Genomic DNA, 17,915 nt, shown 5'->3' on the forward strand with positions numbered 1-17,915 from the left:
ACGGGCAATGCGCGAGGGGCGGGCCGCGTCCGGGGCGGCTGTTGGCGCCATCAGTGCGGAACCGCAGGCTGCAGCAGCGCGTCCAACGCGCCGCGGCGCTCGCGCACGAGACGTTCCAGGTCGATCCAGACTCCCGGCGCCGGCGGCAACGAGTACCAGGTCAAGCGCTGCGAGATCATTGACGACATCGTGTACTTCCGCGCGGACAACCCGGCAGGAGACCACAACTGGGCCAAGCCGAAGCGCATGGACAACAAGCGCCACCCCATCCAAATCATCGGCCGGGTGCGCTGGATAGGGAGTTGGGAGGGCTGATGGACCCGAAGGATCGGCGGCGGCACCTCCACGCGTCCGCGCGAGCTGCGGTCGCCTATGGCATGGCCGTCGGGCTGTGGCTGGGCGTGAGGGCTTCGCATGCTGGATGGCTTGAGTGGGCCGCCTTCACCGTCGCTCTCATGTTCGCGCCAGCCATCGCCATGTCGCGGATCGACGCAAAGTACAGCTACACCGACTAAGAAAAAGCCCCTCTGGAGAGGGGCTTGGTGCTATGTTACGGGACAAGATGCATTAGCCACATGCGGCCATGCGCTCTTCAGGCTCGTACACGCCGGCTTCCGCTTCCGGCACACCAGTGGCTGCAGTTGCCATGGAGCTCGCGAACCGCTCCTGTGCCACGAGCTTGTACTCATGGCTGGCCCAGCGGACCAATATCCTCCGGATCAACGGCTGATAGCCCAAGCCTTCGCGCTCGGCGAAGTACTTGAGATCATCGATCAATGCCTTTGGCAGCCGGATCGAGATCATCTGCAACCCCATGGCGTCGTCGACGGAGCGATCATGCTCCGCAGAGGAAGCAAACGCGTGCTCGATCGCAGTGCCCAGCTCACCGGTTTCCCAAGGGCACTTCTCGACTTGAGCTTCGATTGTCCTCTTCTTCGTCTTTGCCATCTCTATGCCCCTTTCATTGAGTGCTGTGCACACAGTTGCTCGTAAATAGCAGCAGACCCATCATTGGGTTGGAATGCCGTCTTGATTGCGTAAAAGTCTTCGTACTCGACGTAGCAAACCTTCAATGGCCTACCACGATCAGTGGTCGACATGAACCACCACGTCGGTGGATCGGTATCGTGGCGTTCTCTGGGATCTCGGAACGAAGGGCCGACCCGGTTCAGGAAGCATTCGCCCACCTCTGCCTGAGTGACGTTGTGCTTGGTCAACAACTTGTCGCGTACGCGCTGCGAGATCTTGAAGGACTTCATCCCTGTGCCCGGTCCCGATTGGGTCATGGATTGTATATACGCCCCATCTGTATATACAAGACCAACTCGGCCTAGACCGTGATCTGGCGCTCATCTAGGTGAGGGACCTTCCTGAGCGGCTGCCGTCAGCGAGGCGTGAATGCCAGTCTAGCGGTCACGCCATCTCCAATAGCATCAATGGTTTACGAAACAAATCGACAACTCTTAACGTCCCTCGGCACCATGTCTGGCGGATGAGCGGTAGCAAGTAGCAGCGATCCGCAGCATCCCGTTCGAGACCGCCCTACGGCACCCGACAGCCCGAGCGCCCTGGGCAGCGCCCTGCCCTCCTGCCCAGCTATGTAGAACTTCGGGGTACCGTTCGTCGGGAAATTTGATGTCTGAGACATCATCGTCACCCCAGCCGGCGGGCCATGTCGGCGGCCTGGCGCTCGCGGGAGATTCGGGCGAGGGTGGGGCGGCTGAGGGGCTGAGCGCCAGAATTACGCCAACCCATGAAAAAACCCCGCGGCTGCGGGGTCTCTTGGTGCCCAGGAAGGGCATCAGGCCGCCTCGCGGTGCTCGTAGTAGGGATGGCGCTTGTCGTCGAAGATGGCGTGGAGCGCGTCGAGATTGCGCGGATCCGGGTTGAGCCAGGCCTCGACGTGCTCGGGCTTGATGTTGATGATCGTGCGGTCGTGGCCGGCCGCCGCCACCTCTGGCTCCGGGTCGTCGGTGATGGCGGCGAACGAGAGCAGCTCGGGCTCGGCGCCCGTCGGATCCGCCCAGTGCGACCAGAGGCAGGCGATCAGCATCGGCTCGCCGGTGCGCGGGGTGAAGGCGAGGACCTGGTTCTTGCCGTCCGGGCCCTCCACGTTCTCGTAGAACACGTCGGCCACCATGAGGGCATGGTGGTGGCCGAAGAGGCCGCCCCAGAACCCCTCGAGGTTGTCGCGCCGGGCGTTGTAGGTGCCGGGGAACTTGCGGTCGTAGAACGCCGGCTTGCCGGCGGGGCGGCACTGGTAGCGCATCGGCCGCACCCACCGCCGGCCGCCCTCAGCGACGATCACCGGGCAGTAGATGCCGGGGTAGATCCGCCAGTCCTGGTCGCTGACCTTGCCCTTTAGGGTGTCCAGCCGGCGCTGGGCCGCGGCCACCTTGTTGGCACCGATGCGGGCGTCCTCCCGGGCCTTCTTGGTGTCCTTGGCCTTCAGGGCGCGCTCGGCGTCCGCCACCCGGCGGCGCTGGGTGAACAGCTCCTGCGTCAGCTGGTCGATCTCCCAGGCGTCCCAGCGGCGGATGAGGTCCGCCAGCTCGGGCGGCCCGTCCTCGAGCAGCTGCCGCTCGATCGCCCGCGGCACCTTCGGCCGCTTCCGCGGGTCGCGCCCCTCCTTCCACCAGTACAGGCGGACGTAGGCATCGATGTCCATCCGGGCCCCGGTGGACCGGACGAACTGCTTGAATTCCTTGTGGACCTGGGCGGAGTAGCACATGGGGCAGCTTCGAGGGGCTGAGAGTCGTGTTCCGACCCGACATTACCACCTCGCGTGGTTGCCGCTTGTGCGCGACTATCCTCGATCTGCTAGCCTGCGGTCGCCTTCTGGGGAGAGGGGACTTGCTACATGTCCAAGCGGGATGAGGATCGGTACGAGATCGACCCGGACGACGGCCTGAAGCGTGAGATCGTGGGCGAGTGGAGTGCAGAAAAGCACCTTCGGCTGCGTCGGTACATTGACATCACGCGCGAAACTCGAAAGAAGTACAGCTCAAACCGGCCAGCGTACGTGGACCTCTATTGCGCCACTGGCCGCGCACGGATTCGAGAGACGCCTGATGTAGTCGATGGAAGCGCGGTGGTTGCGGCGACAATGCTTGATCCTCCCGCCGGCTTCACCGACCTCTATTTCGGTGATCTTGAGCTGGAACACCTCAACGCCTGTCAAGCGAGGTTGCAGGCGGCGAACGTGCCTCAGAACCTCTACCCGCTACACGGTCCCGCGGCGGAAACAGCGAAGCAGGTTGTCAAGCAAATCAACCCCTACGGGCTGCACCTGGCTTTCCTCGATCCCTATAGCATTGGGGCATTACCCTTCTCCGTCATCGAGACTTTAGGGTCGGTGAAACGCATGGACCTGATCATTCACATTAGTGAGAACGACCTCCAGCGCAACGTCATCGGCAAACGAGAATTCAAGCGTCTAGATCCCTTCTGCCCGGGCTGGGAGGGACACGTCGACCGTAGCGCGCCAAACCATGTGATCAAGAGGCAGATCCTTGAGGCGTGGAAGGCAAATCTGGCCTCGCTCGGGTACAAAGTCAGCGATAATATCGAACGAGTCCGTGGCGACAGAAATCAGCCGCTGTACTGGCTTGTTCTGGCGGCGCGCAATGATTTGGCGAATCGATTCTGGTCCGCTGTCAGCAATGTGAGTCCGCAGAGAGGCTTCCATTTTTAGGAGGGGCCATGACAACGCGATCGCGAATTGAGTGGACAGAGAGCACTTGGAACCCGGTTGTGGGTTGCACGAAGGTGTCGCCCGGCTGCAAGCACTGCTACGCCGAAGTGATGGCGCGTCGCCTGCAGGCGATGGGCGTGCCCGGTTACGAAGCCGGGTTCAAGAAGGTCAAGGTGCTGCCGCATCGACTGGCCGAGCCGCTGCAGCGGTCGAAGTCGACGCTCTACTTCGTGAACTCGATGAGCGATCTCTTCCACAAGGACGTCCCGGACGCGTTCATCGACCAAGTGTTTCAGACGATGTCTGCCGCCCACTGGCATACCTTCCAGGTGCTGACGAAGAGGGCCGAGCGGCTCGCCGCCTTCACCGCCGGCCGTGAGATCCCGGCGAACATCTGGCTGGGTGTCTCGGTCGAGAACCGGCGCCACGGAGTCCCTCGGATCGCCCAGTTGAAGAAGGTGCCGGCTGTGACCCGATTCCTGAGCGTGGAACCGCTGCTCGAGGACGTAGGAGAGCTGGATCTCGAAGGGATCCAGTGGGTCATCGTCGGAGGCGAGTCAGGGCATGGTGCCCGGCCGATGCATCCGGCCTGGGTCGACAGCATCCAGCGCCAGTGCGAGGCCCAGCGGGTCGCCTTTTTCTTCAAGCAGTGGGGCGCCTTCGGTGCCGACGGCGTCCGGCGCTCGAAGAAGGCGAATGGCCGCGACCTCCGGGGCCGGGTTTACGACGAGATGCCGGCCCACGCCTGAAGCTGGGCCGCTTGGCTGGCTTCCCGGCGGGTAGACGCCGAGGGCGCCGCCCGCTATGATTCGCGGCTCGCGCGGGACAGGACCACGCGGAGCGGCTCTCGCAGCCAGCGCCCGAATCCTGCCCCCGCTACCAGTTTCACCGGGTCGCCGGAAGCGCTGAGGCTTCCGCCGGACGCCGGGAAACCGGGCTTATCGAGGTGGCTGCTCGCCTCGATGCCGATATCCGGCCTCCGCGGCCGGACATTCAGGACAAGGGGCCCGTCGGGCCCCTTGTTGTTTTCCAGGCCCGCACGAGGCGCGGAACGGACGAGGACGTGACGGACAAGGCGACACAGATCGGCACGCTGCTCGCCCCCACGGTGGAATCGCTGGGGCTGCAGCTGCTGGGCGTCGAGTACCTGCCCGCGCCGGGCAGCGCGGTGCTGCGCCTGTACCTGGACGTGCCCGACGCCGAGGCCGGTTCGCGCCACGTGACGATCGACGACTGCGAGGCGGTGAGCCGCGAGGTGTCGGCCCGGCTCGACGTCGAGGATCCGATCTCCGGCAACTACACGCTGGAGGTCTCCTCCCCGGGGGTCGACCGGCCGCTGTTCACGCCGGCCCAGTTCGCCCGCTTCACCGGCGAGAAGGCCAAGGTCGGGCTGAAGCTGCCGCAGGACGGGCGGCGCCGGCTGACCGGGACCATCGTCGCGGTCGAAGGCGAGCGGATCGAGTTCGAGGTCGACGGCCAGCCGCTGGCGGTCGAGGCCGGGAACATCGAGAAGGCGCGGCTGGTGCCGGACTGGGAGGCGCTGGGGCTGGCGCCGGCCGGGGAGGCCAGGCCGGGCAAGCCCGGTCGCAAGGCGCGCGCGGCGAAGCCGGCGCGGGATTGAGGATGCATGGGTCGCGCCCGCCATCGCGGTGGGCGCGGCCGGGCGGTGGCGGGGCATCCCGCGCCGCCGGATGACGGGATCAGCGGTATTTCAGAGGTCTGACAGAGATGAGCAAAGAGTTGTTGCTGGTGGTCGACGCGGTCGCCAACGAGAAGGGCGTCCCCGAATCGGTGATCCTGGAGGCGATCGAGGCCGCGCTGGCCACCGCCGCCAAGAAGCGTTATCCCGACCAGGACGTGCTCACGCGCGTCTCCATCGACCCCAAGGACGGCAGCTACGAGACCTTCCGCCGCTGGGAAGTGGTGGCCGACGACGCGGTGATGGAGTCGCCCGACCGCCAGATCCGGCTCATGGACGCGCGCGACGAGGTCGAGGGCGTCGAGGTCGGCGACTACATCGAGGAGCAGATCGAGAACGTCGAGTTCGGCCGCATCGCCGCCCAGGCCGCCAAGCAGGTGATCGTGCAGCGCGTGCGCGAGGCCGAGCGCCAGCAGGTGGTCGACGCGTGGAAGCACCGCGTCGGCGAACTGGTGACCGGCGTGGTCAAGCGCGTGGAGCGCGGCAACGTCTACGTCGACCTCGGCGGCAACGCCGAAGGCTTCATCCCGAAGGACAAGGCGATCCCGCGCGACATCGTGCGTCCGGGCGACCGCATCCGCGGCTACCTGTACGACGTGCGCAGCGAACCGCGCGGCCCGCAGCTGTTCATCAGCCGCGCCGCGCCGGAGTTCATGATCGAGCTGTTCAAGCTCGAGGTGCCGGAAGTCGGCCAGGGCCTGGTCGAGATCAAGGCCTGCGCCCGCGACCCGGGCGACCGCGCCAAGATCGCGGTCATCGCCTACGACAACCGCACCGATCCGATCGGCGCCTGCATCGGCATGCGCGGTTCGCGCGTGCAGGCGGTGAGCAACGAGCTCAACGGCGAGCGCGTCGACATCGTGCTGTGGTCGGACAATCCCGCCCAGTTCGTGATCAACGCGATGGCCCCGGCCGAGGTGCAGTCGATCGTGGTCGACGAGGACAAGCACTCGATGGACCTGGCCGTGGCCGAGGACAAGCTGGCCCAGGCGATCGGCAAGGGCGGCCAGAACGTGCGCCTGGCCAGCCGCCTGACCGGCTGGCAGCTCAATGTCATGACCCAGGAGCAGGTCACCGCCAAGTCGGAGGCCGAACAGGCCGCCGCGCGCGCCCTGTTCCAGGAGAAGCTGGAGGTCGACGAGGAGATCGCCAGCATCCTCGTCGCCGAGGGCTTCAACACCGTCGAGGAGATCGCCTACGTCCCGGTCGGCGAACTGCTGGCGGTGGAGGGCTTCGACGAGGACATCGTCGAGGAACTGCGTGCCCGCGCCCGCGACGCCCTGCTCAACGAGGCGCTCGCGGTCGAGGAGGAGCTCGACGAGAACGCGCCGGCCGAGGACCTGCTGGCGCTGGAGGGCATGGACGACGAGACCGCGTACGCGCTGGCCGCGCACGGGGTGCGCACCGCCGAGGACCTGTCCGACCTGGCCGCCGACGAAGTGGCCGAGTTCGGTATCGAGGGCCTCGATCAGGAACGCGCCGCGGCGCTGATCCTGGCCGCGCGCGCCGAGGAGATCGCACGCCTGGAGCGCGGCGAATGACCACGCGATGAACGCCGCCCTGCATCGCTCAGGGCTTAGAATCCGCGTTTCCCTTGCTCTCGGCGAGGGGGCGCCAAACAGAGCATAGGAACCGAATGTCGCAACAAACCACCATCCGCAAGCTCGCCGCCCTGGTCAACACGCCGGTGGAGAAGCTGCTGGAGCAGCTGTCCGAGGCCGGCATGGAGTTCAGCGACCCGGACCAGGTCGTCACCAGCACCGAGAAGGTCAAGCTGCTCGGCTTCCTGCGCCGGACGCACGGCAAGGCGGGGCAGGCGGCCGAGGTCGCGACGCCCAAGAAGATCACCCTGAGCCGGACCCGCAAGCAGGAGCTGACGGTCGGCGGCGGGCGGAACAAGGCGACCGTCGACGTGGTGGTGCGCAAGAAGGTCACCCTGGTCAAGCCCGAGCCCGAGGCCGAGCCCGTGCCCGTGCAGGCCGGGGCCGCCGGGGCGCCGGTCGACGACGAACAGGCCGAGATCCTGCGCAAGCTCGAGGAATCGCGCCAGCGCAACCTCCAGGAACAGCAGCGCCTGGCCGAGGAAGACCGGCGCCGGGCCGAGGAGGCCGAGCGCAAGCGCCAGGAGGAGGAGGCCGAGCGCCTGCGCCGGGAGGCCGAACTGGCCGCCGCGGCCGCCGCGCCGGCCGAGGAGGACCCCGCGCCGCGCAAGACCGGGGGCCACGGCCATCCCAAGCCGGCGCCGCGCAGCGACGACCGCGGTGGCCACCGCCACAAGGCCGCCCGCGGCTCGCACGTCATGGTCGCCGGGGTCGAGGACGACGAGGCCACCGCGCGCTTCGCCGGCCAGCTGCACCTGAGCGCGTCCGACCGGGCGCGCCGCAGCAGCACCCGGGCCAAGTCCAAGCCGCGCCGCCAGATCGAGCAGTCGCGCAGCGGCGCCGGTCCGCACGGCTTCGAGCGCCCGACCGCGCCGGTGGTGCGCGAGGTCGCGATCGGCGAGGCGATCACGGTCGCCGACCTGGCGCAGAAGCTCGCGATGAAGGGCGGCGACGTGGTCAAGGCGCTGTTCAAGATGGGCGTCATGGCCACCATCACCCAGACCATCGACCACGACACCGCGGTGCTGGTGGTCGAGGAGCTCGGCCACAAGGCGGTCGCCGCGCAGGCCGACGACGCCGAGTCCGAGCTGCTCGCCCATGTCGAGGAAGTGCAGGGCGAGGCCCGTCCGCGTCCGCCGGTGGTCACGATCATGGGCCACGTCGACCACGGCAAGACCTCGCTGCTGGACTACATCCGCCGCACCAAGGTGGCCACGGGCGAGGCCGGCGGCATCACCCAGCACATCGGCGCCTACCACGTCGAGACGCCGAAGGGCGTGATCAGCTTCCTGGATACCCCGGGCCACGCGGCGTTCGCGTCGATGCGCGCGCGCGGCGCCAAGCTGACCGACATCGTGGTGCTGGTGGTCGCGGCCGACGACGGCGTCATGCCGCAGACGATCGAGGCGATCCAGCACGCCAAGGCGGCCGGCGTGCCGCTGATCGTGGCGATCAACAAGATCGACAAGTCCGACGCCGACCCCGAGCGGATCAAGAACGAGCTGCTCGCCCACGACGTGGTCGCCGAGTCCTTCGGCGGCGACACCCAGATGGTGGAGCTGTCGGCCAAGACCGGCCAGGGCGTGGACGACCTGCTGGACGCGATCTCGATCCAGGCCGAGGTGCTCGAGCTCAAGGCGGTGGCCGACGGCCGCGCCTCGGGCACGGTGATCGAATCCTCGCTGGACAAGGGCCGCGGCCCGGTCGCGACCGTGCTGGTCCAGCGCGGCCGGCTGGAGAAGGGCGACTACCTCGTGTGCGGCGTGCAGTACGGCCGCGTGCGCGCGCTGTTCGACGAGACCGGCTCCCAGGTCAAGTCGGCCGGCCCGTCGATCCCGGTGCAGGTGCTCGGCCTGTCGGGCGTGCCCGACGCCGGCGACGACTTCGTGGTCGTCGACGACGAGCGCCTGGCCAAGGACGTGGCCCAGCAGCGCGAGGCCAAGCGCCGCGAGCTGCGCCTGGTCCAGTCCGCCGGCAACCGGATGGAGGACATCATGGCCCAGATGGGCCAGGGCGAGACCCAGCAGGTGCTCAACCTGGTCGTCAAGGCCGACGTGCAGGGTTCGGTGGAGGCGCTGCGCCAGGCGCTGACCGCGCTGTCCAACGACCAGATCCGGATCAACGTGATCGTGTCGGGCGTGGGCGGCATCACCGAGTCCGACGCCAACGCCGCCGCCACCGCGAAGGCGACCATCATCGGCTTCAACGTGCGTGCCGACGCGGCCGCGCGCAAGGTGATCGAGACCCACAACCTCGACCTGCGCTACTTCTCGATCATCTACGACGTGATCGACCAGGTGAAGCAGGTCGCGTCCGGCCTGCTGGGCGTGGAGATCCGCGAGGAGATCATCGGCGTCGCCGAGGTCCGCGAGGTGTTCCGCAGCTCCAAGTTCGGCGCGGTCGCCGGCAGCATGGTGGTCGAGGGCGTGGTCAAGCGGAACAAGCCGATCCGCGTGCTGCGCGACAACACGGTCATCTTCGAGGGCGAACTCGAGTCGCTGCGCCGGTTCAAGGAGAACGTGGACGAGGTCCGCAGCGGCACCGAGTGCGGCATCGCGGTGAAGGCGTACAACGATGTCCAGCCGGGCGACCAGATCGAGTGCTTCGAGCGCATCGAGGTGCAGCGGACGCTGTAAGGCGCCCGCCGCACCGCGCCCGCGGGGCCGCGGATCCGCCAGGGTCCCGGCCCCCGCGCCCGGGCAGGAGCGAACCCCATGAACAGGTCATTCCATCGCACCGACCGCGTCGCCGCCCAGCTCCGCAGGGAGCTGGGGACGCTCGTGCGCGAGGCGGTGGCAGAGCACGGATTGCCCTCGGTGTCGGTCTCGGACGTGGAAGTGACCCGCGACCTGGCCCACGCCAAGGTGTTCGTGACCGCGCTGCAGCCCGAGCGCGCCCGCGAGGCGCTGGACGGGCTGCGCGGGGCGGCGCCGGAGATCCGCTTCCGGCTTGCGCGCCTGGTCAAGATGCGGCACGTGCCCGAGCTGCATTTCCACTACGACGATTCGGTCGACCGCGGCGAGCGCATCGACGCGCTGCTGCGCGACCTCGGGCCCGGCCCGGCCGGCGACTGAGCGGTCCGCCCGCCGCGGAGGGCGCACGGACGCCGCCCGCTGGCGCGGCCGGCGCCTCACATACAATCGCCCGATGGCCCAACGTCCCCGCACGAAGTTCAGGAAGCTCGACGGCCTCCTGCTGCTCGACAAGCCGCGGGGGCTGAGTTCGAACCAGGCCCTGCAGCGGGTGCGCCACCTGTTCCGCGCCGAGAAGGCGGGCCATACCGGCAGCCTCGATCCGCTCGCCACCGGCCTGCTGCCGGTGTGCTTCGGCGAGGCGACCAAGATCGCCGGCGGCCTGCTCGGCGCGCGCAAGGCCTACGACACCGTGGCCCGCCTGGGCGTGGTCACCGACACCGACGACGCCGAGGGCCAGCCGCTGCGCGAGCGCCCGGTGCCGCCGCTGCGCATCCCCGACATCGACGCCGCCCTGCGCGGCCTGACCGGCCGCATCCGCCAGCGTCCGCCGATCTACTCCGCGCTCAAGCGCGGCGGCGAGCCGCTCTACGCCAAGGCCCGCCGCGGCGAGGTGGTGGAGGTCGAGGAGCGGGAGGTGGAGGTGCACGAGTTCGCGCTGCAGTCGGCCGGCGACCTGCTCGACGACCTGCACGGGGTGCCGCCGCAGCTGCGCCTGCACGTGGAGTGCGGCTCGGGCACCTACGTCCGGTCCCTGGTCCGCGACCTGGGCGAGGCGCTGGGCTGCGGCGCCCACGTCGCCGAACTGCGGCGACTGTGGGTGGATCCGTTCAGGGAGCCGCGGATGTGGACCCTGGACGAACTGGGGGCGCTGGCCGCCCGCGGCGACCGCAGCCTGCTGGCCTGCCTGCTGCCGGTGGAGCGGGGCATGGCCTCGTGGCCGCCCGTGGAACTGGACGAGGCCCAGGCCCGGCGGCTCGGGCGGGGGCAGGCGGTCGACGGGCCGTTCCACCCGCCGGGCAGCGTGGCGGTGTACGGGCCGGACGGGCGGGCGCTCGGCCTGGGGCTGGTCGAGGACGGCCGGCTGCGCGCGCAGCGGCTGTTCAGCTGGGCGGCCGAGGCGCCGCGCCAGCCGGCCTGAACTTGTGGCTGTCCCGCCGAGCCGGTACACTTCCACGGCTTTTTCAAGCACTTTCAGACCAGCCGGGAGTCGTCGCCATGCGTGGCGTCCCCGTCCATCCATGACGAACCACGCGGTGCGCCGCAGCGTCCAGTACGCCGCGCCGTGTCTGCGGGTTTCGTGACCAAGAGGCGAACATGTCCATCGACAACAGCAAGATCATCCAGGAACACGCGCGCGGACCCAACGATACCGGCTCGCCGGAAGTGCAGGTGGCGCTCCTCACCGCCCGCATCGTGCACCTGACCGAGCACTTCAAGACCCACAAGAAGGACCACCACAGCCGGCGCGGCCTGCTGCAGATGGTCAACCGCCGCCGCAGCCTGCTGGACTACCTGCACCGCAAGGACCCGGCCCGCTACAAGGCGCTCATCGAGAAACTCGGCCTGCGCCGATAAAGTCGAGCTCCGCCGCGGCGCAGTGATGCGCCGCGGCTCTTTTTTGGCCACGCCGGGCGCGGCCGCCCGACCGGGACAGGGGTCCCGGCCGGTCCATCGAAAGAGTCATCAAGGAAAACCCAAGTGGCAAAAGTTACCAAGAGCTTCCAGTACGGCAACCGGACGGTCACGCTCGAAACCGGCGAGATCGCAAGGCAGGCCGGCGGCGCGGTGATGGTCTCCTGCGAGGGCACCGTTCTGCTGGTCACCGCGGTGGCCGCCAAGACGGCGCGCGAGGGGCAGGACTTCTTCCCGCTCACCGTCGACTACCAGGAGAAGTTCTACGCCGGCGGCCGCATCCCGGGCGGCTTCTTCAAGCGCGAGGGCCGCGCGACCGAAAAGGAGACCCTGATCTCCCGCCTGATCGACCGCCCGATCCGCCCGCTGTTCCCTGATGGCTTCCGCAACGAAGTCCAGATCATCGCCACCGTGATGTCGATGAACCCCGAGGTGGACGGCGACATCCTGGCCCTGATCGGCGCTTCCGCGGCGCTGTCGCTGACCGGCGCGCCGTTCAATGGCCCGATCGGCGCGGCCAAGGTCGGTTACCGCAATGGCCAGTACCTGCTCAACCCGACCACCAGCGAGCTGCAGGATTCGGACCTGGAGCTGGTGGTGGCCGGCACCGCGAACGCGGTGCTGATGGTGGAGTCGGAGGCCAACGAGCTGTCCGAGGACGTCATGCTCGGCGCTGTGATGTTCGGCCACCAGCAGATGCAGGTCGCGATCGCCGCAATCAACGAGCTCGTCGCCGAGGCCGGCAAGCCGAAGTGGGACTGGCAGCCGCCGGCGGCCGACGAAGGCCTGGTGTCGGCCCTGCGCACCGCGATCGGCGAGCAGCTGGCCAAGGCCTTCCAGGTGCGCGACAAGCTCGAGCGCCGCGACACCATCTCCGCGATCAAGAAGACCATCCTCGACGCGCTCGCGCCCGAGGCCGAGGCCAACGCCTGGGCGTCCGGCGACCTGGCCAAGGAGTTCGGCGAGCAGGAATACCAGACCATGCGCAACGCGGTGCTCAAGGACCGCGTCCGCATCGACGGACGCGCGCTCGACCAGGTGCGCCCGATCGAGTGCAAGGTCGGCATCCTGCCGCGCGTGCACGGCTCGGCGCTGTTCACCCGCGGCGAGACCCAGGCGATCGTCGCCGTGACCCTCGGCACGGCCCGCGACGGCCAGATCATCGACGCGGTGTCGGGCGAGTACAAGGAACATTTCCTGTTCCACTACAACTTCCCGCCCTACTCGGTGGGCGAGGCCGGTCGCTTCGGCGCGCCCAAGCGCCGCGAGATCGGCCACGGCCGCCTGGCCAAGCGCGGCGTCGCCGCGGTGATGCCGACGATGGAGGAGTTCCCGTACACGATCCGCGTGGTCTCGGAGATCACCGAGTCGAACGGTTCGTCCTCGATGGCGTCGGTGTGCGGTTCGTCGCTGGCGCTGATGGACGCGGGCGTGCCGATCAAGGCCCCGGTGGCCGGCATCGCCATGGGCCTGATCAAGGAAGGCGACGACTTCGTGGTGCTGTCGGACATCCTCGGCGACGAGGACCACCTGGGCGACATGGACTTCAAGGTGGCCGGCACCGAGAAGGGCGTGACCGCGCTGCAGATGGACATCAAGATCCAGGGCATCACCGAGGAGATCATGAAGGTGGCGCTGGCCCAGGCCAGGCAGGGCCGCCTGCACATCCTCGGCGAGATGGCCAAGGCGCTGACCGCGCCGCGCACCGAGCTGAGCGAGTTCGCGCCGCGCCTGCTGACGATCAAGATCCACCCCGACAAGATCCGCGAGGTCATCGGCAAGGGCGGTTCCACGATCCAGGCGATCACCAAGGAAACCAACACCCAGATCGACATCCAGGACGACGGCACCATCGTCATCGCGTCGGTCAACGCCGCCGCCGCCGAGGCCGCCAAGGCGCGCATCGAGCAGATCACCTCCGACGTGGAGCCGGGCCGCATCTACGAGGGCAAGGTCGTCAAGATCATGGACTTCGGCGCGTTCGTGACGATCCTGCCGGGCAAGGACGGCCTGGTGCACGTGTCGCAGATCTCGAACGAGCGCGTGGAGAAGGTCTCCGACAACCTGCGCGAAGGCGACGTGGTCAAGGTCAAGGTGCTGGAGGTCGACAAGCAGGGCCGCATCCGCCTGTCGATGAAGGCCGTGCTGGAAGGCGAGGGCGTCTCGGACGAGTAAGCCGTCCGGACCCTCGGCAGTGCAACAGAAGAGCGGGCCCCGGCCCGCTTTTTTGTTGCCGCGGTTCCGACCGTTCCCCCCGTAGGAGCGGCTTCAGCCGCGACCGACGACGCCGGACGCCGTCGTGCGCGTTCCCTCGAACCTCCGGACTGCGCAGCCGTCGCGAGGCGAGCTGATGCTCCTGGACGGCCCCCGTAGGAGCGGCTTCAGCCGCGACCGCGAAGGCCGGGGCACCGTGATCCTTCGTGGCTCCGTCGCGCTGTCCTGTTCTCGCCTCCGGAACGGGCCACGGCGAGGGCGGCCAGGCAGCGTCCCGTCTCCCGACTCCGGCGGACGGATGGCGGCGTCGCAGGACCGGATGGCCCCGGATCCGGACGGGCTTTCGAAGCGGGATGGCATCAGCATCACCGGGCCGCGGGTGGCTGGCCCGGGTTCGCGGACCAGCAGAACATGGATGTCCTGTGCCCGAGCCAGTCCTGACCGCGCAGGGAGCGATCCCGGGCCCGTCGGCCGTGGTGTCGCTGCGGAGGCGAGGCATCTCGGATGCAGACAGCAGTGCGGCTCCGCCATCTCATCGCCTGAGACGAAGGGCGCCTACAACTGCATCGTTATCCACAGCTTGTTCCGTCGCGCCTCCACAGCCCCTGCCGCTACGATGACTGCCACAGAACAACGATACGGCCGAGCCGACGGCCCGTCCCTGGGAGTCACCCCGCTGATGTCCGCACGCCCCGGTTTCCGTCAGGAAGGCCGCATCGACAATCGCGTTGAGCAGCTGCGCGTCCCGCCGCAGTCGATCGAGGCCGAACAGGCCGTGCTCGGTGGCCTGATGCTGGCCCCGGAGGCGTACGACAAGGTCGCCGACCTGCTGACCGATGGCGACTTCTACCGCCGCGACCACCAGCTGATCTACCGCGCCATCCGCGAGCTGGCCGAGAAGAACCGGCCGTTCGACGCGGTGACCCTGGGCGAGTGGTTCGAATCCCAGGGCCTGGGCGAACAGGTCGCCGGCGGCGCCTACCTCGTTGAGCTCGCGACCACCACGCCCTCGGCAGCCAACATCCGCGCCTATGCCGAGATCGTGCGCGACAAGGCGATCCTGCGCCAGCTGATCGAGGTCGGCACCGGGATCGTCAACGACGGCTTCCAGCCCGACGGCCGCGACAGCAGCGAGCTGCTGGCCAAGGCCGAGCAGGAAGTGTTCGCCATCGCCGAGGCCGGCGCGCGCGGGCGCCAGGACTTCACCCCGATCAACAAGGCGATGCAGGAGGCGTTCGACGTCCTCCAGACCCGCTTCGCCAGCGGCGGCGGGATCACCGGCCTGCCGACCGGCTACACCGAGTTCGACGAGATGACGGCGGGCCTGCAGCCCACCGACCTGATCATCCTCGCCGCGCGCCCGTCGATGGGCAAGACGACGCTGGCGCTGAACATGGCCGAGTACGCGGCGATGAAGACCCGCAAGGCGGTGGCGGTGTTCTCGATGGAAATGTCGGCCAGCCAGCTCGCGCTGCGCCTGATCTCCTCGGTCGGCCGGGTCAACGCCACCCGCCTGCGCACCGGCCAGCTGGAGGACGAGGACTGGAGCCGCGTGACCAGCGCGATCCGCCTGATCAAGGACGCCAAGGTGTTCATCGACGACACCCCGGCGCTCTCGCCCGACGTCCTGCGGGCGAAGGCGCGCCGGCTCAAGCGCGAGCACGACCTGGGCCTGATCGTGATCGACTACCTGCAGCTGATGCAGGTGCCGGGCAACAGCGAGAACCGCGCCACCGAGATCTCGGAGATCTCGCGCTCGCTCAAGGCCCTGGCCAAGGAGCTGAACGTGCCGGTGATCGCGCTCTCGCAGCTCAACCGCTCGCTCGAGACCCGCACCGACAAGCGCCCGGTGATGGCCGACCTGCGCGAATCGGGCGCCATCGAGCAGGACGCGGACGTGATCATCTTCATCTACCGCGACGAGTACTACAACAAGGAAAACTCGCCGGACAAGGGCTTGGCCGAGGTCATCATCGGCAAGCAGCGTAACGGCCCGACCGGCTCGGTGAAGCTGCGCTTCTTCGGCGAGTACACCCGCTTCGACAACCTCGCCCACGACTCGGTCGGCAGCTTCGAGTAGCGCCCCGGGCGGGCGTCATGGCGCTGGAAGCGTGGCGCTGCACTCGAGCAGGGATGCCAGCACCGCGTCGGCGATCCCGGCCATCAGCCCCCGGGTGAGGGCGGCTTCGAGTTCGCCGGCGCCTTCCGGCACTGCGGCCAGCGCCACCACCTCCACCCGGTCGTACGCGCGAATCGCCAGCCGGGATTCGGCAATGCTCCGGACCGCGCCGGGCGAGTCGAAGAAGCGCATCTTCAGCGGGAACGGATCCTCGCCCTCCCGGGGGTAGGTGACGTTGGTCATCCGCGTGCGGATGACGGGGCCGTGCTCGAGCTCGACCACGTCGTACTGCAGCAGTTCCGGGACCACACTGGCGCCGGCCTGCAGGCCTGCCAACTGCTGGTGGTGTTCGTCCTCGCGAGTCCTGCCAGCCGGGAGGGTCGAGGTGGCGACGTACACCTCATAGGGCGCGTCGTACGCCACCTTCACCAGCGAGACCGCGTTGCCGTGGAACAGCGCCGACACCCGCTGCCGGGCCTTGCCGGCCAGGGGGAACGTCGTGCAGTACACGTCGGCGAAGCGGAAGCGGCCATCCCAGGTTTCGGGAGCGACATCGACGACGGCACCGTCGATGAAGTGGGCGTCGCCGTCCAGGCGCTGCGGCCCGGCCCCGGCGGTAGCGATCAGGGGCAGGAGGGCGGAGAGCAGCAGGGCGCCCGCGCGGGCGCGCGCGTCGAATCCATTCATTCACGAGTCTCGTCCTGAGATCCGGATCCAGCCTAGCGCGAATCCGCAGTCGCGGCCAGTCAGTCCCTTGGCAGGGCCGCTAGAATCGGCTGAATGCCCGCGCCGGCACGTTGCCGGACGGGGTCGAGGAACCCCGCGTGACCACCGCCTTCACCCAGCGCCCGACCCGAATCCGCGTCGACCTCGATGCGATCTCCGACAATCTGCGCGCCATCGGCGCGCACGCGGGCGTGCCGGTGATGCCGATCGTCAAGGCCAATGCCTACGGGCACGGACTGGTGCCGGTGGCGCGGCACCTGCAGGCGCAGGGCGCGACCCGCTTGGGCGTGGCGTTCGTGGAGGAGGGCATCGCCCTGCGCGAGGCGGGCATCACCCTGCCGATCCTCGTGCTCGGCGGGATCTTCGGGCCACAGGTCGCGCTGTTCCTGCGCCATGACCTCGAGTTGACCGTGTCCTCGATCGCCAAGCTGCGCCAGGTGGAGGCGGCGGCCGAGGCGCTCGGGCGACGCGCGGCGATCCATCTCAAGATCGACACCGGCATGGGCCGCATCGGCGTGCGCCACGATTCGGCCGGTCCGTTCGTCGAGGCCGCGCTGGCCTCTCGCTGGTGCGAGATCCGCGGCATCTACTCGCACCTGGCCTGCGCCGACGATCCGGACTCCCCGATGACCGCACGCCAGCTCGAGCGTTTCCTCCAGGCGTGCGCGCACTTCGAGCGGGTGGGGGCGCCGATGCCGGTGCGCCACCTGGCCAACTCCGGCGGTGTGCTGCATTTCCCCGGCACCCGCCTGGACATGGTGCGGCCCGGGATCCTGCTCTACGGCGTCCTGCCCGACGCCGCGTCGCGCCCCGTGGTCCCGGTGCGCCCGGCGCTGTCGCTGGTGTCGCAGGTGGTGTACTTCAAGGTGGTGCGCGCCGGCGGTACGGTGAGCTACGGCGCGACCTGGACCGCGCCGGCGGACACCCGCGTGGTGACGGTCCCGATCGGCTACGGCGACGGCTGGCCCCGGGCGCTGTCCTCCCATGGCCAGGTGCTGGTGCGCGGGGAGCGGCATCCCGTCGTCGGCCGCGTGTGCATGGACCAGTTCATGGTGGCGATCGGCGCGTCGAGCGCCTGCAACGAGGACGAGGTGGTGCTGATCGGCCGCCAGGGCGACCAGGAGATCCGGGTCGAGGAGGTCGCCGCCGCCGCCGGTACCATTCCCTACGAAGTGCTGGTCCAGCTCAACGAACGCATCCCGCGCGACTACGTGGGCGCGGATGCCTCCGCCGGCTGACGCCACCTGCCCACCGG

The 17,915-nt window shown here is 68.6% G+C and carries 16 protein-coding genes; 12 read left to right on the forward strand and 4 right to left on the reverse strand.

Features of this window, described 5'->3' with window-relative positions; all coding sequences use genetic code 11:
- Positions 1 to 50: 50 nt before the first annotated feature.
- Positions 51 to 188: a hypothetical protein gene (locus LUTJ29_RS18685; protein WP_156911565.1), complete on the reverse strand. Its 138-nt coding sequence runs from the start codon at positions 186 to 188 to the stop codon at positions 51 to 53.
- A 126-nt stretch (positions 189 to 314) separates the two neighbouring features.
- On the opposite strand from LUTJ29_RS18685, the gene LUTJ29_RS0110370 reads away from it, so the two are divergent.
- Positions 315 to 515: a hypothetical protein gene (locus tag LUTJ29_RS0110370; RefSeq protein ID WP_027072447.1), complete on the forward strand. Its 201-nt coding sequence runs from the start codon at positions 315 to 317 to the stop codon at positions 513 to 515.
- A gap of 52 nt (positions 516 to 567) precedes the next feature.
- Here LUTJ29_RS0110370 and LUTJ29_RS0110375 read toward each other — a convergent pair whose 3' ends face one another.
- Positions 568 to 948: a hypothetical protein gene (locus LUTJ29_RS0110375; protein WP_051322918.1), complete on the reverse strand. Its 381-nt coding sequence runs from the start codon at positions 946 to 948 to the stop codon at positions 568 to 570.
- Positions 949 to 1,801: 853 nt separating this feature from the next.
- Complete coding sequence (locus LUTJ29_RS0110380; protein WP_027072449.1) at positions 1,802 to 2,731, reverse strand: SOS response-associated peptidase family protein; 930 nt, start codon at positions 2,729 to 2,731, stop codon at positions 1,802 to 1,804.
- Between the two features lie 129 nt (positions 2,732 to 2,860).
- On the opposite strand from LUTJ29_RS0110380, the gene tcmP reads away from it, so the two are divergent.
- The 10 genes from tcmP (at position 2,861) to LUTJ29_RS0110425 (ending at position 15,895) form a co-directional block, all read left to right on the forward strand.
- Positions 2,861 to 3,694, forward strand: coding sequence for a three-Cys-motif partner protein TcmP (tcmP, locus tag LUTJ29_RS18430; RefSeq protein WP_084524831.1), 834 nt, complete (start codon positions 2,861 to 2,863; stop codon positions 3,692 to 3,694).
- An 8-nt stretch (positions 3,695 to 3,702) separates the two neighbouring features.
- Positions 3,703 to 4,443, forward strand: a complete 741-nt coding sequence (locus LUTJ29_RS0110385) for a phage Gp37/Gp68 family protein (RefSeq protein ID WP_027072450.1) — start codon at positions 3,703 to 3,705, stop codon at positions 4,441 to 4,443.
- Between the two features lie 314 nt (positions 4,444 to 4,757).
- Complete coding sequence (gene rimP, locus LUTJ29_RS0110390; RefSeq protein WP_027072451.1) at positions 4,758 to 5,315, forward strand: ribosome maturation factor RimP; 558 nt, start codon at positions 4,758 to 4,760, stop codon at positions 5,313 to 5,315.
- 107 nt (positions 5,316 to 5,422) lie between these two features.
- Positions 5,423 to 6,934, forward strand: a complete 1,512-nt coding sequence (nusA, locus tag LUTJ29_RS0110395) for a transcription termination factor NusA (RefSeq protein ID WP_027072452.1) — start codon at positions 5,423 to 5,425, stop codon at positions 6,932 to 6,934.
- A gap of 95 nt (positions 6,935 to 7,029) precedes the next feature.
- Positions 7,030 to 9,630: a translation initiation factor IF-2 gene (infB, locus tag LUTJ29_RS0110400; RefSeq protein ID WP_027072453.1), complete on the forward strand. Its 2,601-nt coding sequence runs from the start codon at positions 7,030 to 7,032 to the stop codon at positions 9,628 to 9,630.
- 78 nt (positions 9,631 to 9,708) lie between these two features.
- Positions 9,709 to 10,068 (forward strand): 30S ribosome-binding factor RbfA, encoded by a 360-nt coding sequence (gene rbfA / locus LUTJ29_RS0110405; protein ID WP_027072454.1) that lies wholly within the window; start codon positions 9,709 to 9,711, stop codon positions 10,066 to 10,068.
- A gap of 73 nt (positions 10,069 to 10,141) precedes the next feature.
- The gene (truB, locus tag LUTJ29_RS0110410) at positions 10,142 to 11,107 is read left to right on the forward strand and encodes a tRNA pseudouridine(55) synthase TruB (RefSeq protein ID WP_027072455.1); all 966 of its coding nucleotides are present in this window, start codon (positions 10,142 to 10,144) and stop codon (positions 11,105 to 11,107) included.
- A gap of 176 nt (positions 11,108 to 11,283) precedes the next feature.
- Positions 11,284 to 11,544 (forward strand): 30S ribosomal protein S15, encoded by a 261-nt coding sequence (gene rpsO / locus LUTJ29_RS0110415; protein ID WP_027072456.1) that lies wholly within the window; start codon positions 11,284 to 11,286, stop codon positions 11,542 to 11,544.
- 123 nt (positions 11,545 to 11,667) lie between these two features.
- On the forward strand, positions 11,668 to 13,776 hold the full coding sequence (gene pnp / locus LUTJ29_RS0110420; protein ID WP_027072457.1) for a polyribonucleotide nucleotidyltransferase: 2,109 nt from the start codon (positions 11,668 to 11,670) through the stop codon (positions 13,774 to 13,776).
- 718 nt (positions 13,777 to 14,494) lie between these two features.
- A complete protein-coding gene (locus LUTJ29_RS0110425) occupies positions 14,495 to 15,895 on the forward strand; it encodes a replicative DNA helicase (protein ID WP_027072458.1) in 1,401 nt (466 codons plus the stop codon).
- A gap of 15 nt (positions 15,896 to 15,910) precedes the next feature.
- Here LUTJ29_RS0110425 and LUTJ29_RS0110430 read toward each other — a convergent pair whose 3' ends face one another.
- Positions 15,911 to 16,621, reverse strand: coding sequence for a hypothetical protein (locus LUTJ29_RS0110430; RefSeq protein ID WP_027072459.1), 711 nt, complete (start codon positions 16,619 to 16,621; stop codon positions 15,911 to 15,913).
- A 137-nt stretch (positions 16,622 to 16,758) separates the two neighbouring features.
- Here LUTJ29_RS0110430 and alr point away from each other — a divergent pair, with 137 nt between their 5' ends.
- Positions 16,759 to 17,898: an alanine racemase gene (alr, locus tag LUTJ29_RS0110435; RefSeq protein ID WP_027072460.1), complete on the forward strand. Its 1,140-nt coding sequence runs from the start codon at positions 16,759 to 16,761 to the stop codon at positions 17,896 to 17,898.
- The last annotated feature ends 17 nt before the right edge of the window (positions 17,899 to 17,915 follow it).

It is taken from the genome of Luteimonas sp. J29, from assembly GCF_000472505.1.
GTDB lineage: Bacteria > Pseudomonadota > Gammaproteobacteria > Xanthomonadales > Xanthomonadaceae > Luteimonas.